The sequence below is a fragment of the Streptomyces sp. 11x1 genome, from assembly GCF_032598905.1.
GTDB lineage: Bacteria > Actinomycetota > Actinomycetes > Streptomycetales > Streptomycetaceae > Streptomyces.
In genome coordinates this window covers 6,794,759-6,809,641 of the sequence record NZ_CP122458.1, presented here as the reverse complement: position 1 = coordinate 6,809,641, position 14,883 = coordinate 6,794,759, and the positions used below count along the sequence as shown (strand labels likewise).

Annotated in this window: 11 protein-coding genes; 6 read left to right on the top strand and 5 right to left on the bottom strand. The window is 69.8% G+C overall.

Annotated elements, in window-relative coordinates:
* Positions 1 to 8: 8 nt before the first annotated feature.
* Positions 9 to 959: a 5-dehydro-2-deoxygluconokinase gene (gene iolC / locus P8T65_RS29925; RefSeq protein ID WP_316728281.1), complete on the bottom strand. Its 951-nt coding sequence runs from the start codon at positions 957 to 959 to the stop codon at positions 9 to 11.
* 125 nt (positions 960 to 1,084) lie between these two features.
* Here iolC and P8T65_RS29920 point away from each other — a divergent pair, with 125 nt between their 5' ends.
* A complete protein-coding gene (locus P8T65_RS29920) occupies positions 1,085 to 2,011 on the top strand; it encodes a sugar phosphate isomerase/epimerase (protein WP_316728280.1) in 927 nt (308 codons plus the stop codon).
* A gap of 369 nt (positions 2,012 to 2,380) precedes the next feature.
* A complete protein-coding gene (locus P8T65_RS29915) occupies positions 2,381 to 2,584 on the top strand; it encodes a MarR family transcriptional regulator (protein WP_316728279.1) in 204 nt (67 codons plus the stop codon).
* Positions 2,585 to 2,603: 19 nt separating this feature from the next.
* On the opposite strand, the gene P8T65_RS29910 is transcribed toward P8T65_RS29915, so the two are convergent.
* Together P8T65_RS29910 and P8T65_RS29905 are read right to left on the bottom strand one after the other, a co-directional pair.
* The gene (locus P8T65_RS29910; protein WP_316728278.1) at positions 2,604 to 3,647 is read right to left on the bottom strand and encodes a zinc-dependent alcohol dehydrogenase family protein; all 1,044 of its coding nucleotides are present in this window, start codon (positions 3,645 to 3,647) and stop codon (positions 2,604 to 2,606) included.
* 112 nt (positions 3,648 to 3,759) lie between these two features.
* Entirely contained in the window at positions 3,760 to 6,042 is a 2,283-nt protein-coding gene (locus tag P8T65_RS29905) for an MMPL family transporter (RefSeq protein ID WP_316728277.1), read from the bottom strand.
* A 290-nt stretch (positions 6,043 to 6,332) separates the two neighbouring features.
* Between P8T65_RS29905 and P8T65_RS29900 the strand changes: the two genes are divergently transcribed.
* The 3 genes from P8T65_RS29900 (at position 6,333) to P8T65_RS29890 (ending at position 9,588) form a co-directional block, all read left to right on the top strand.
* The gene (locus P8T65_RS29900; RefSeq protein WP_316731784.1) at positions 6,333 to 6,914 is read left to right on the top strand and encodes a TetR/AcrR family transcriptional regulator; all 582 of its coding nucleotides are present in this window, start codon (positions 6,333 to 6,335) and stop codon (positions 6,912 to 6,914) included.
* A gap of 129 nt (positions 6,915 to 7,043) precedes the next feature.
* Positions 7,044 to 7,283, top strand: a complete 240-nt coding sequence (locus tag P8T65_RS29895) for a heavy-metal-associated domain-containing protein (RefSeq protein ID WP_184893914.1) — start codon at positions 7,044 to 7,046, stop codon at positions 7,281 to 7,283.
* A 34-nt stretch (positions 7,284 to 7,317) separates the two neighbouring features.
* The gene (locus P8T65_RS29890; protein WP_316728276.1) at positions 7,318 to 9,588 is read left to right on the top strand and encodes a heavy metal translocating P-type ATPase; all 2,271 of its coding nucleotides are present in this window, start codon (positions 7,318 to 7,320) and stop codon (positions 9,586 to 9,588) included.
* A 780-nt stretch (positions 9,589 to 10,368) separates the two neighbouring features.
* Here P8T65_RS29890 and P8T65_RS29885 read toward each other — a convergent pair.
* Both P8T65_RS29885 and P8T65_RS29880 read right to left on the bottom strand, forming a co-directional pair.
* On the bottom strand, positions 10,369 to 11,658 hold the full coding sequence (locus P8T65_RS29885) for a citrate synthase (protein ID WP_184893910.1): 1,290 nt from the start codon (positions 11,656 to 11,658) through the stop codon (positions 10,369 to 10,371).
* Between the two features lie 259 nt (positions 11,659 to 11,917).
* On the bottom strand, positions 11,918 to 14,176 hold the full coding sequence (locus P8T65_RS29880; protein ID WP_316728275.1) for an ATP-dependent RecD-like DNA helicase: 2,259 nt from the start codon (positions 14,174 to 14,176) through the stop codon (positions 11,918 to 11,920).
* A 128-nt stretch (positions 14,177 to 14,304) separates the two neighbouring features.
* Between P8T65_RS29880 and P8T65_RS29875 the strand changes: the two genes are divergently transcribed.
* Entirely contained in the window at positions 14,305 to 14,865 is a 561-nt protein-coding gene (locus P8T65_RS29875) for a hypothetical protein (RefSeq protein ID WP_316728274.1), read from the top strand.
* Positions 14,866 to 14,883: the final 18 nt, after the last annotated feature.

Genomic DNA, 14,883 nt, shown 5'->3' with positions numbered 1-14,883 from the left:
CGTGGGGGTCACAGGACCGCTCCCGCCGCGACCGCGGTCTCGATCTCGTCGACGGTCGGCATCGCGGAGGAGCACTCCAGGCGGGAGGCGACGATCGCCCCGGCCGCGTTGGCGTGCCGCATGATCTTCTCCAGGTCCCAGCCTTCGAGCAGGCCGTGGCAGAGGGAGCCGCCGAAGGCGTCACCGGCGCCGAGGCCGTTGAGGACGTCGACGGGCAGGGGCGGGACCTCGGCGGACTCACCCTTGGCGTTGAACGCGAGGACGCCCTTGGGGCCCTGTTTGACGACCGCCAGTTCGACGCCGGCGTCGAGCAGCGCGCGGGCCGCGGCCTGCGGTTCGCGGACGCCGGTGGCGACCTCGACCTCGTCCAGGTTGCCGACGGCGACGGTCGTGTGCCGCAGGGCCTCCTCGTAGAACGGGCGGGCCTCGGCCGGGTCGTTCCAGAACATGGGGCGCCAGTCGAGGTCGAAGACCGTCGTGCCGGCCTTGGCCCGGTGGGCGAGCGCCGCGAGCGTCGCCGTACGGCTGGGCTCCTCGCTCAGGCCCGTGCCGGTCACCCAGAAGATCCGGGTCCCGGCGATGGCGTCGAGGTCCAGCTCATGGGCGTCGATCTCCAGATCGGGCGCCTTGGGCCTGCGGTAGAAGTACAGCGGGAAGTCGTCCGGCGGGAAGACCTCGCAGAACGTGACCGGGGTCGCGAGGCCCGGGACCGGGGTCACCCAGCGGTCGTCCACCCCGAAGTCGCGCAGAGCCTGGTGCAGGTAGTCGCCGAAGGGGTCCTCGCCGGTGCGGGTGATGACGGCGGTGGAGCGGCCGAGTCGGGACGCGGCCACCGCGACGTTCGTCGCCGATCCGCCGAGGAACTTGCCGAAGGACGTCACCTGCGGCAGCGGGACCCCCGTCTGCAACGGGTAGAGATCCACACCGATCCGCCCCATGGTGATCAGGTCGTACGCCATCGAGTTCCCTTCACGCGCCGGTTCCCGTCAAGGTCTAGTCCCGTCGGAGCGACCCTGTCAATACTTTGTCCAGACATTCGGACTACCTATTGACACCCTCCACTTCGAGGCTGAAGCTGACTCCCATGACGTCGTTGTCACCTCAGTCTCAAGTTTCCGGGGTCTCGCGCATCCGAGTCGGCTCGGCGCCCGACTCCTGGGGCGTCTGGTTCCCCGACGACCCCCAGCAGGTCCCCTGGCAGCGCTTCCTCGACGAGGTCGCCGCTTCCGGCTACGAGTGGATCGAGCTGGGCCCGTACGGCTATCTGCCGACCGACCCGGCGGTCCTCGCCGAGGAGACGGCCAAACGTGGCCTGAAAGTGTCGGCCGGCACCGTCTTCACCGGCTTGCACCACGGTCCGGACGTCTGGGAGAAGACCTGGGCGCACGTGGCCGACAACGCGGTTCTCGCGCAGGCCATGGGTGCCAAGCACCTCGTCGTCATCCCGTCGTTCTGGCGGGACGACAAGACGGGCAAGGTGCTGGAGCCCAGCGAACTGACCGTCGAGCAGTGGCGTCACCTCACGCAGCTGACCGAGCGGCTCGGGCGGGAGGTGCGGGAGAAGTACGGCCTCCAGATCGTCGTCCACCCGCACGCCGACACCCACATCGACAGCGAGGAGAACGTCGTCCGCTTCCTGGACGGCACCGACTCCTCGGTGGTCTCGCTCTGTCTCGACACCGGGCACTACGCCTACTGCGGCGGCGACAGCGTCAAGCTGATCGAGACCTACGGCGAGCGCATCGGCTATCTGCACCTCAAGCAGGTCGACCCCGAGATCCTGGCCGACGTCCGCGCGAACGAGATCCCGTTCGGGCCGGCCGTGGCCAAGGGCGTCATGTGCGAGCCGCCGAAGGGCGTGCCCGAGCTGGGGCCGGTGCTGGCCGCTGCCGCGAAGCTGGACGTGGATCTGTTCGCGATCGTCGAGCAGGACATGTACCCCTGCGAGCCGGACGCTCCGCTGCCGATCGCTCAGCGGACGCGGGCGTTCCTCAGGTCCTGCGGGGCGTAGCCGCTCCGCCGAGAACCGCACCGGGAAGCGTCGGGGAACTGCGAGTCGCGGCGGGCCGCGGGTGGTTCGTGGCTGGTCACGCAGTTCCCCGCGCCCCTTTTTGGGGCGCGGCTGCCCGACTTTTTGGGGCGCGGCTGCCCGACCCCGGTTACAGGGCGCTCCAATTCATCACCGGTGTCACAAAAGTCACCCTTCTGTCACGTGCGTCACGCGTACGCGGGCCTTCCGTCACACGTGATCCACAGGGCCTCGCGGCGATCGCTGAGGGTCGTTGACCGGTCACAGCTTTGTGATCGCCAGCGCAGTGCCCGGCTCCCCCTGCGGTCTTCCCGGCCGCCGCCGTGGTGCGCGCGCAGGGAGGTGCCACAGATGACGACCGACCGGCTTCTCTGGTCGTACAAGGACATCGCGGCGCACATCCGTGTGCAGCCCGACACCGTCCGCTCGTACCGCAAACACGGGCTGCTGCCGTCGCCCGACCACGTCGAGAGCGGCAAGCCCTACTGGTACGCCGACACCATCCGCACCTGGGTCGCCTCCAGACCGGGCAACCGGGGGCGCAAGATGGAGTGACCCCCCTCTCTCACCACGCCTAGCTCCACGGTTCGATGACCGTCACCCCACCGCCCGGGGCCGTGCCGAGCGCCGCGAGTGCGGACGGGGCCTCGTCCAGCCCGATCGTCGAGGACACCAGGAGGTCGGGGCGGAGGACGCCCGCCTCGACCAGCTTCAGCATCGTGGGGTAGGCGTGGGCCGCCATGCCGTGGCTGCCCAGGAGTTCGAGTTCGAGGGCGATCGCCCGGGCCATGGGGACGGGGGTGGTGCCCGCCTCGGAGGGGAGCAGGCCCACCTGGATGTGGCGGCCCCGGCGGCGGAGGCCGTTGACGGAGGCCGCGCAGGTGGCCGGTGAGCCGAGCGCGTCCAGGGAGAGGTGGGCTCCGCCGCCGGTGAGGTCACGGACCGCTTCGGCCGTGTCGTCGACCGCCAAGGCGTCCACGCACTCCACCGCCCCGAACTTTCGGGCCAGGTCCAGGGCCCGGGCCGATACGTCGACGGCGATCACCCGGGCCCCGGAGGCCGCCGCCACCATCACCGCGGACAGGCCCACACCTCCGCAGCCGTGGACGGCGACCCACTCCCCCGCCGCCACCCGGCCCTGCGCGACCACCGCGCGGAACGCCGTGGCGAAGCGGCAGCCGAGCGAGGCCGCCGTGCCGTACGACAGCTCGTCGGGCAGCGCCACGAGGTTCACATCGGCGTGGTCCAGCGCGACGTACTCGGCGAACGAGCCCCAGTGCGTGAAGCCCGGCTGGGTCTGCCGCTCGCACACCTGCTGGTCGCCGGCCGCGCAGGCGGCACAGGTGCCGCAGGCACAGACGAACGGGACGGTGACCCGGTCGCCGGGGCGCCAGCCCGTCACCGCCGCGCCGGTGGCCTCCACGACCCCGGCCAGTTCATGGCCGGGGACGTGCGGGAGCGTGATGTCCGGGTCGTGGCCCTGCCAGCCGTGCCAGTCGCTGCGGCACAGGCCGGTCGCCTCGACGCGGACGACGACACCGTGGGGGGCGGGCGTGGGTGGAGGAAGCTCCTTCACCGTGGCCGGCTCTCCGAACCGCTCGAACACCACCGCGCGCATGTGTCGCCCTCCGCTCCACTCATCGGCCTACGGCCTACGGACCGTCTTCTGCCTACGGTCTACCGACCGCCTGCTGCCCACGGCCTGCCGACCGTCCTCTTCGGAGCGAACGCTAGCCAGAGATCTCCACCTTGTCGTCGTCGCGCTGCTTGCCCGGAGCAGGCACGTCGGGTGTGGCGGTCTCGGAGTCCGTACTCCCCGTCGCGTTCGCCTTCGCCGCGGGCGCCGACTCCCCCTCGCTCAGGCCGAACCTCTCGTGGAACCTCCTCAGCGGAGCCGGGGCCCACCACGTCGCGCGGCCCGTCAGGCGCATGACCGCCGGGACCAGGAGACTGCGGATCACCATGGCGTCCATGAGGACGGCGAGGGCTATGCCGAGGCCGAGCATCTTCGTGTTGGTGACCCGGGAGGTGCCTATGGCGATCATGACGACGGCGAGGATGACGGCGGCGGCGGTGATCAGGCCACCCGTGCGCTGGAGCCCGAAGCGGACCGAGGCTATGTGGTCGCCGGTGTGGTCGTACTCCTCCTTGATGCGGGAGAGCAGGAACACGCCGTAGTCCATGGAGAGCCCGAAGGCCACGCAGAACATCAGGACCGGGAGTGTCGTCTCGATGGAGCCGGGGCTGGTGAAGGCGAGCAGGCCCGAGAGATGGCCGTCCTGGAAGACCCAGACCAGCGCGCCGAACATCGCCGTCAGGCTGAGGGCGTTCAGCAGGACCGCCTGGAGCGGGATCAGCACGCTGCCGGTGAGGAGGAAGACCAGGATCAGGGTGACGATCGCGATGAAAGCGAGGGCCCAGGGAAGGCCGTCCCCTATCGCCGCCTTGGTGTCCACCAGGACGGCCGCCGTGCCCGTCACCGAGGTGTCGAAGGGAGCGTCCGTCGCCCGGATCTCCTTCACCAGGCGTTGGGCGCCCTCGTCGACCGCCTCGCCCTTCGGCTGCACTGTGAAGTAGGCCCAGTCGCCCTTGACCAGGGGTCCTTCCACCCGGAGCACCTCGGGGAGGTCCGCCAGCCGCTCCTTGTAGGCGGCGTACTCCGCCTTCGTCGCCTCGCCCTCCGCCAGGACCTCAAGGCCGCCTCCGGGAGTGCCCGGGAAGCCCTCGCGCAGGTGCTGTTGCACGACGTGGGACTCGGCACTGGCCGGGAGTTGGCGGTCGTCGGCCGTGCCGAACTTCACCCCCAGGAAGGGGAGGCCGAGCAGGAGCAGACCGGCGGTCGTGGCGACGGCGAAGAAGGGGGCTCGGCGCATGACGAGGGCCGCCGTACGGCCCCAGGCCGCGCCCTCCTCCACGGCCGGCGAGCCGTCGCCCGTGGTCTTCGCCTTGCGACGCTTGAACAGTTTGCGCAGGTCCAGGGAGTTGACGCGGTCGCCCAGGAGGACGAGCGCGGCCGGGAGGAGGATCAGGGCGGCTGCCGCCGCCAGGAGGACCACGGCGATGCCCGCGTAGGCGAACGACTTCAGGAAGTACTGCGGGAAGACCATCATCGCGGCCAGGGAGACGGCGACCGTGAGGGCGGAGAAAAGGACCGTGCGGCCGGCCGTGCGCAGGGTGGTGGCGACGGCCTTCAGGGAGTCGGCGCCGGTGGACAGCTCCTCGCGGAAGCGGCGCACGATGAACAGGGCGTAGTCGATCGCGAGGCCCAGACCCATGGCCGTGGTGAGGTTCAGGGCGAAGACCGAGACGTCGGTGACCTCGGTGAGGCCGCGCAGGATCGCGTTGGTGCCGAGGATCGCGACGACGCCCACGCCGAGCGGCAGCAGGGCGGCGACCGCGCTGCCGAAGACCATGACCAGCAGCACGAGGGTCACCGGCAGGGCGATCATCTCGGCCCGCAGCAGGTCCTCCTGGATGATCGTCTGCATCTCGTGGCGCACGGCGAGGATGCCGCCGACCTTGACCTCGACCGGACCGTGCGTGCCGCGCAGTTCGGGGGCGATGCGGTCCAGGGTCTTGTTCACGGCCGTGTCGTCGCCGGTGAGGCGGGCCGCTATCAGCGCCTCGCTCCCGTCCTCCGAGCGCAGGGTCGGTGTTCCGGTCCGCCAGTAGGAGCCGACGCCCGTGACGCCCTTCTCGGCGGCCAGCCGCTCGGTCAGCTTCTTCGCCTCGGCGGCGACGGCCGGGTCGTCGACCGAGGCCTCGCCCGCGTCGACCAGCAGCAGGAAGTTGGGCTGGGAGTCGGGGAACTCGCGCTCCAGGGCCTTGGTCGCGTAGGTGGACTGGGCGGCCGGATCCTCCCAGCCGCCGCTGCCGAGACGATCGGCGACATCGCTGCCCGCGACGACCGCCAGGGCGGTGAGCACCAGGGCGACGAGCAGGGTGAGCCGGGGGCGGGCGGTCACGAACCGGGTCCAGCCTCCCCGGCGGGGCGGCTGGTTGACTTCGGTCATGGTGCGGTGTCCCCTTCACTCTGATCACTGTGGTCCGTGCTGTGCGCGGCCGGGCAGCATGGAAGCGCCAAGCCATACACTGGCAAACACGAGAGATCGCTCGCGTTTCTCCAGAATGCGAGCGACCACTCGCGTTTGTCAATCACGTCCGGAAAGCTGGGGATAACCGCGTGCCCACCCACCAGGAGAAGGAACAGCCCCAGGCCGCAGAGCAACCCCCGCCCCCGGCCGGTGAGCAGCCCCAGACCAAGGAGCAGCCGCGCCGTCGCCAGGCCCGTGGCGAGCGCCGTATCGCCCAACTCCTCGAAGCGGCGGCCTCCGTGTTCTGCTCGACCGGGTACACCGCGGCCAGCACCAACGCCATCGCCCGCGAGGCAGGGGTCTCGCCGGGCACGCTCTACCAGTTCTTCCCGAACAAGGAAGCGATCGCGATCGAGCTGAGCGAGCGGCTCATGCTGGAGATGCGCGAGACGTACGGCGAGGCGCTCGCCCCGGTGGACCCGGCGACCCCCCTGGAGACGGCCGTGTCCGCCGCCGTCGACCGTTTCATCGACTTCAACTGCCGCCACCCCGTGGTCTACACGCTGATGCACGGCCCGGACGCCCCCGGCCGGATCGCCGAGCAGCACGACGCCCTGCAGACGGCCCTGGTCACCCGGATCGAGGCCCTGCTCACCCCGCTCCTGCCCGGCGCACCGGCCGCCGACATCACCCGCACCGCACACGTCTGCATGGCCATGTACAAGGCGGGCCTGGAGCTGACCCTCGGCCGCGAGGGCGAGGAGCGCGAGGCCTACGTCCAGGAGCTGAAGAACGTCCTGCTCCGCTACCTGGAACCCTTGGTGGGCGACCGCCCGCCGGTGGACCCCTAGCGCCCCCGGCGCCCCACCTCCCCACGCGGACCCCTCTTGGATTTATACCCCTAGGGGGTATAAGATGGATGCCCTGAAGGGGTACCCGACCCCGACGCAGTCCCCACACGCCCCGATGAGGAGTACGACATGACCACCGACACCGACACCCAGGGCTCCGTCACCGCCGTCTACAAGGTGAGCGGCATGAGCTGCGGGCACTGCGAGGGCTCCGTCTCGGGCGAGATCAACCAGCTCGACGGCGTGTCCTCGGTGAAGGCCGTCGCCTCCACCGGCGAGGTCACCGTGGTCTCGGCCGCCCCGCTCGACGAGGAGGCCGTACGCGCCGCCGTCGACGAGGCCGGCTTCGAGTTGGTCGGCAAGGCCTGAGACCAGGCACGGCCACGGACGTACGGGCACGGACATGACGAGCACCACCGCGGCAGCCGCCACGAGCGACACCGTCCACGAGGTCGAGCTGACCATCGGCGGGATGACCTGCGCCTCCTGCGCGGCCCGCGTGGAGAAGAAGCTCAACCGCATGGACGGGGTCACCGCCTCGGTGAACTACGCGACGGAGAAGGCGAAGGTCACCTACCCCTCGGGGACGGAGGTCGCCGACCTCATCGCCACCGTGGTGAAGACCGGCTACACGGCCGAGGAGCCACCGCCCCCGGCCCCGCCGCGGTCCGAGCAGGCAGCCGTCGCCGCGGAGGAGACGGACCCCGAACTCGCCTCGCTGCGGCAACGGCTCACCGTCTCGGCGCTGCTCGCGGTACCCGTCGTTCTCATGGCCATGATCCCCGCCCTCCAGTTCGACAACTGGCAGTGGCTCTCGCTGACGCTGTCCGCGCCGGTCGTCGTCTGGGGCGGGCTGCCCTTCCACCGGGCCGCGTTCACCAACCTCCGGCACGGCGCGGCCACGATGGACACCCTCGTCTCCGTCGGCACGCTCGCCGCCTTCGGCTGGTCCCTGTGGGCTTTGTTCTTCGGGCACGCGGGCATGCCGGGCATGCGGCACGGCTTCGAGTTCACCGTCTCCCGCACGGCGGGCTCGTCGACGATCTATCTCGAAGTGGCCGCAGGGGTGGTCGCGTTCATCCTGCTCGGCCGCTATCTGGAGGCCCGCTCCAAGCGCCGCGCGGGCGCCGCGCTCAAGGCGCTGCTGAGGTTGGGCGCCAAGGACGTCTCGGTGCTCCGGCAGGGGCGGGAGGTGCGCGTCCCGGTCGGGCAGCTGGCCGTGGGCGACCGTTTCGTCGTGCGCCCCGGTGAGAAGTTCGCCACCGACGGCACCGTCGTGGAGGGCGCCTCCGCCGTCGACGCGTCGATGCTGACCGGCGAGTCGGTGCCGGTGGACGTGACCGTCGGCGACGCCGTCACGGGCGCGACCGTGAACGCCGGCGGGCGGCTGGTCGTCGAGGCGACCCGGATCGGCGCGGACACCCAGCTGGCGCGGATGGCGCGGCTGGTGGAGGACGCGCAGAACGGCAAGGCGGAGGTGCAGCGGCTCGCCGACCGCGTCTCGGCGGTGTTCGTGCCGGTCGTCATCCTGATCGCGATGGCCACCTTCGGCACCTGGCTCGGCGCCACGGGCGACGCCACCGCCGCGTTCACGGCGGCCGTCGCGGTGCTGATCATCGCCTGCCCGTGCGCGCTCGGCCTCGCCACCCCGACCGCCCTGCTGGTCGGCACCGGTCGCGGCGCCCAGCTCGGCATCCTCATCAAGGGCCCCGAGGTCCTGGAGTCCACCCGCCGCGTCGACACCGTCGTCCTCGACAAGACCGGCACCGTCACCACTGGCCGGATGACGCTCCAGCGGGTGTACGTCGCCGGGGCCGGCATCGACACCGAGGCCGAGGCCGGCCTCCTGCGTCTCGCCGGCGCCGTCGAACACGCCTCCGAACACCCGGTGGGCCGGGCGATCGCCGCGGGCGCCGAGGAGCGCGTGGGCGCCCTGCCGCCCGTGGAGCGCTTCGAGAACGTGCCCGGGAGGGGCGTGCGCGGCCTGGTGAAGGGCTACGACGTCCGGGTGGGCCGATTCCACGACGAGCCGCTCCCCGAGGCCCTGCGGCGCGCCAAGGAGGCCGCCGAGGACGAGGGGCACACGGCGGTCGTCGTCCTCCGCGACGGTGTGGCACTCGGTGTCGTCACGGTCGCCGACGCGATCAAGGAGACCAGCGCCGAGGCGGTACGGCGGCTGCGGGCGCTCGGACTCACCCCGATGCTGCTGACCGGGGACAACGAGCGCGTGGCCCGGTCCGTGGCCACGGCGGTCGGCGTCGCCCCCGAGCATGTGATCGCCGAGGTGCTGCCCGAGGACAAGGTCGACGTCGTACGCCGCCTCCAGGGCGAGGGCCGTACGGTCGCGATGGTCGGCGACGGCGTCAACGACGCCGCCGCGCTGGCCGTGGCCGATCTGGGGCTCGCCCTGGGCACGGGGACGGACGCGGCGATCGAGGCGGGCGACCTGACGCTGGTGCGCGGGGACCTGCGGGTGGCCGCCGACGCCATCCGGCTGTCGCGGCGGACCCTGTCCACGATCAAGGGCAATCTGGCCTGGGCGTTCGGATACAACGTGGCCGCGCTGCCGCTGGCCGCCGCCGGATTGCTCAACCCGATGATCGCGGGGGCGGCTATGGCCTTTTCGTCCGTTTTCGTGGTAACGAACAGCTTGCGACTCAGGACATTTTCGTGACCGCCGGGCAAAAGTCCCTCTAGAGTCCGGAAGTAGCCTCACATAAGCTCTTCACAAGGCTCGCGCATCATCCTTACGCTGGGGCCTCGGTCGCTGAATCAGGTCTCTTGCGCATCTTCAGGACATTTCGCAGGAGACGCAGATCACAGTGATGTGAACGTAACCACTGAAGGGGTTCGTGAGTCTAAGTTGGCGATGTCAGAAGCGTCTTGGGGGGCGTGACTGGCATCTGGGGATGTCTTGGGGGACGTTCCCGGAATTGCGTTGCCGGGGCACGTGCACCGGGGAGCTTTGAGCGGCCCTCCCGTACGTACGCGTCCCGGCAGACCGCACACCGCCGCTCTTCAACCGCATACAGGTAGGACGACGAGTTCTGCTCGTCGAGCTCAGCGATTCAGGCGCTGTGCCCACCAGACGCCCGGCCGGATCCCGTGGGGGGAATCCGTACCGGGACATGGGAAGGCGCCCTGCTCGCCGGCCCGTGGGGGGACCAGCGGCGCAGGGCGCCTTCTCGCTATTTTTTTGGGCTCGGTTCGCCTCCGGGGCGCTTGTGCCTGTGTCGAGAGCCCGACCGTGCTCGACCCTTCGGGCCTCCGCGCGGTCGGGCTCTCGACACAGGCGCGCCCCTTCGGCTCACTCGCCGCAGGGCGCCCTCTGCTGCCGTGAGGCAGTGAGGAGGCCCAGAGGCAGAAGCCGTGCGGCAGTGAGCGGGCCCCAGAGGGAAAAGCAGTGGGCCCGTGCGGACGGCTCTCCGTACGGGCCCTTGCTACGCGTACTCGGTCAGCGCGCCTCGACCGGGACGAAGTCGCGCTCGACGACGCCCGTGTAGATCTGGCGGGGGCGGCCGATGCGGGAGCCCGGCTCCTTGATCATCTCGTGCCACTGGGCGATCCAGCCCGGAAGGCGGCCGAGGGCGAAGAGGACCGTGAACATCTCGGTCGGGAAGCCCATGGCGCGGTAGATCAGACCCGTGTAGAAGTCCACGTTCGGGTAGAGGTTGCGCGAGACGAAGTAGTCGTCGGAGAGCGCGTGCTCCTCCAGCTTCAGCGCGATGTCCAGCAGCTCGTCGGACTTGCCGAGGGCCGAGAGGACGTCGTGCGCGGCGGCCTTGATGATCTTGGCGCGCGGGTCGAAGGACTTGTAGACCCGGTGACCGAAGCCCATCAGGCGGACGCCGTCCTCCTTGTTCTTCACCTTGCGGATGAAGGAGTCGACATCGCCGCCGTTGGCCTGGATGCCCTCCAGCATCTCAAGCACGGACTGGTTGGCGCCGCCGTGCAGCGGGCCCCAGAGCGCGGAGATACCGGCGGAGATCGACGCGAACATGTTCGCCTGGGACGAGCCGACCAGGCGGACCGTCGACGTCGAACAGTTCTGCTCGTGGTCGGCGTGCAGGATGAGGAGCTTGTCGAGCGCCGAGACCACGACCGGGTCGAGGTCGTACTCCTGGGCCGGGACCGAGAAGGTCATGCGCAGGAAGTTCTCGACGTAACCGAGGTCGTTGCGCGGGTATACGAACGGGTGACCGATCGACTTCTTGTACGCGTACGCCGCGATGGTCGGCAGCTTGGCGAGCAGGCGGATCGTGGAGAGGTTGCGCTGCCGCTCGTCGAACGGGTTGTGGCTGTCCTGGTAGAACGTCGACAGGGCGCTGACCACGGAGGAGAGCATCGCCATCGGGTGGGCGTCCCGGGGGAAGCCCCGGTAGAAGTTCTTGACGTCCTCGTGCAGCAGGGTGTGCTGCGTGATCTCGTTCTGGAACGTGGAGAGCTCGTCGACGGTCGGAAGCTCACCGTTGATCAGCAGGTACGCCACCTCGAGGAAGGTGGAGCGCTCGGCCAGCTGCTCGATCGGGTAGCCGCGGTACCGAAGGATGCCCTGCTCACCGTCGAGATAGGTGATGGCGGATTTATAGGCAGCGGTGTTGCCGTAGCCGCTGTCCAGGGTGACCAGACCGGTCTGGGCCCGGAGCTTCCCGATGTCGAAGCCCGTGTCGCCGACGGTGCTGTCGATCACCGGGTAGGTGTACTCGCCGTCGCCGTACCGCAGTACTACAGAGTTGTCGCTCACGTCATCCCTCACCGACGTAGTGCCTCTTCTTCGAGGTGCCCTGACTGTCTCTACCATCCCCCAATTGGCTCTGGAGAGTGCACTCGGGGTCGACCATCGGGCCCATCGGCGGCACTCAGTGCCGCCAACTTGCTCATCCTGCCCCCTCCGTCCGACATCTGGAAGGGCTGTGTGACCTTTACGACTCATTTGATCGATCAAATTTCACTCACGAGCCGCCGGAACGACGCGAGAGGTTCCCCCGAAGTGGGCCCTGGACCTACAAAACCCGTGGTGCGAGCCGGAAGTCGAGGGCCGTGCACCGGCGGCCGGCGGAGACCGTGCGGACCGCCTGGCCGATCGCCTTGCGGGAGCCGACCAGGACCACCAGTTTCTTCGCCCTGGTCACGGCCGTGTAGAGGAGATTGCGCTGGAGCATCATCCAGGCTCCGGTGGTGACCGGGATCACCACGGCCGGGTACTCACTGCCCTGGGACCGGTGGATCGTCACCGCGTAGGCGTGCGCCAGCTCGTCCAGTTCGTCGAACTCGTACGGCACCTCCTCGTCCTCGTCGGTGAGGACCGTCAGCCGCTGGTCGACCGGGTCGAGCGCGGTGACCACGCCGACGGTGCCGTTGAAGACGCCGTTCTCGCCCTTCTCGTAGTTGTTGCGAATCTGGGTGACCTTGTCTCCGACGCGGAAGACCCGGCCGCCGAACCGCTTCTCGGCGAGGTCGGGGCGGGCGGGGGTGATGGCCTGCTGGAGCAGACCGTTGAGGGTGCCCGCGCCGGCCGGGCCCCGGTGCATGGGCGCCAGCACCTGGACGTCCCGGCGCGGGTCGAGCCCGAACTTGGCCGGAATACGACGGGCCGCGACGTCGACCGTGAGCCGCCCCGCCTCCTCCGTGTCGTCCTCGACGAAGAGGAAGAAGTCCTTCATGCCGTCGGTGACCGGGTGCTGCCCGGAGTTGATCCGGTGCGCGTTGGTCACCACACCGGACTGCTGGGCCTGGCGGAACACCTTGGTGAGACGGACGGCGGGGATCGGGCTGCCGTCGGCCAGGAGATCGCGGAGGACCTCGCCGGCGCCGACGCTGGGGAGCTGGTCGACGTCCCCGACGAAGAGGAGGTGCGCGCCCGGCGGCACCGCCTTCACCAGTTTGTTGGCGAGCAGGAGGTCCAGCATGGAGGCCTCGTCGACGACCACCAGATCGGCGTCCAGCGGGCGGTCCTTGTCGTAGGCCGCGTCGCCGCCGGGCTTCAGCTCCAGGAGGCGGTGGACGGTGGAGGCCTCGGCGCCGGTCAGCTCGGCGAGACGCTTGGCGGCCCGGCCGGTGGGGGCGGCGAGCACGACCTTCGCCTTCTTGGCGCGGGCCAGCTCCACGATCGAGCGGACCGTGAAGGACTTGCCGCATCCCGGGCCACCGGTCAGCACGGCCACCTTCTCGGTCAGCGCGAGGCGTACGGCCGCCTCCTGCTCCGGGGCCAACTCCGCGCCCGTGCGCCCCCGCAGCCATGCCAGTGCCTTGTCCCAGGCCACGTCGTGGAAGCCGGGCATACGGTCGCCGTCGGTGCGCAGGAGGCGCAACAGCTGGGCGGAGAGGGAGAGTTCGGCGCGGTGGAAGGGGACGAGGTAGATGGCCGTGACAGGGTCTCCCCCGTCCTGGCCCGGCACCTTCTCGCGTACGACGCCGGGTTCGCCGGACTCCTCGTCGGGCAGGGCGAGTTCGGCCAGGCACTCGATGACCAGGCCCGTGTCGACCTGGAGGAGCTTGACCGCGTCGGCGATCAGACGTTCCTCCGGGAGGAAGCAGTTGCCCTGGTCGGTGGCCTGCGAAAGGGCGTACTGCAGGCCCGCCTTGACGCGCTCCGGGCTGTCGTGGGGGATGCCGACGGACTGGGCGATCTTGTCGGCGGTGAGGAAGCCGATGCCCCAGACGTCGGCGGCGAGCCGGTACGGCTGGTTCTTCACGACGCCGATCGAGGCGTCGCCGTACTTCTTGTAGATGCGGACGGCGATGGACGTGGAGACCTCGACCGTCTGGAGGAAGAGCATGACCTCCTTGATCGCCTTCTGCTCCTCCCAGGCGTCGGCGATCTTCTTGGTGCGCTTGGGGCCGAGACCGGGGACCTCGATGAGGCGCTTCGGCTCCTCCTCGATGATCTGGAGCGTGTCCAGGCCGAAGTGCTGGGTGATGCGGTCGGCGAAGATCGGACCGATGCCCTTGACGAGGCCGGAGCCGAGGTAACGGCGGATGCCCTGGACGGTGGCCGGGAGGACGGTGGTGTAGTTCTCCACCGTGAACTGCTTGCCGTACTGGGGGTGCGAGCCCCAACGGCCCTCCATCCGGAGGGATTCGCCGACCTGTGCGCCGAGGAGGGCACCGACGACGGTCAGAAGATCGCCACCGCCCCGGCCGGTGTCCACGCGCGCGACCGTGTAGCCGTTGTCCTCGTTGGCGTACGTGATCCGTTCCAGGACGCCTTCGAGCACGGCTAGTCGCCGTTCACCGGGGGGACTGCCCGCCTGTTGAGCCATGATCCGACGGTACCGGGGAGGTATGACAGGCCACCGCCTGCCGAAGAGATGCTAATGTCACTGATCGCATATATATGGTCTCAGGCAGTGAAGTCGGCTGCCGCGGCACGTCGATGACAGGAGCCGACTTGACGCCTCGTAAGCGAACCGGCCGGTGCGCCGCCCTTCTGTTGACTGCCGCGCTGGCGACCGGAGCGCTCACCGGGTGCCGGCCTCTCGCGGATGCCGCCTCCGCCTCGTGCGAGGACACCGGGAGCCGCGTCGATGCGCTGAAGTCGTACGACGTTCTCGATTCCCGGCCCCCGGGGACGATCGTGCCCCAGGGCTTCGAGGACCTCCAGGCAGGCTGCTGGGAGGACAGCGGCGAAGCGTGGCTGTACGCCGACCGGACCTACGTCTTCCCCGGCGACAAGGCCGAAGTGATCCAGTACTACGAGGCCGCGGCGGAGCGCGAGGGGTGGAAGCCGTCCAAGGCCACGCGACAGGCGCTGAAGGAGAACCGCTCCGCGAGCCTGTGCTTCACCCGTGGCAAGACGGACGACGCCACGACGCTGGACGTCTACTTCCTGACCAAGGAGATCCTGGACGCGGAGGAGACGAAGACCGGGCCCGACTTCGACGCCGGGTTCGGCTACCGCGTGGCCGTCAACTCAACGGCCGACGGCTCCGCGGCCAGTTGCTCGGACTGAGGCCGCCCGGACCGAGTG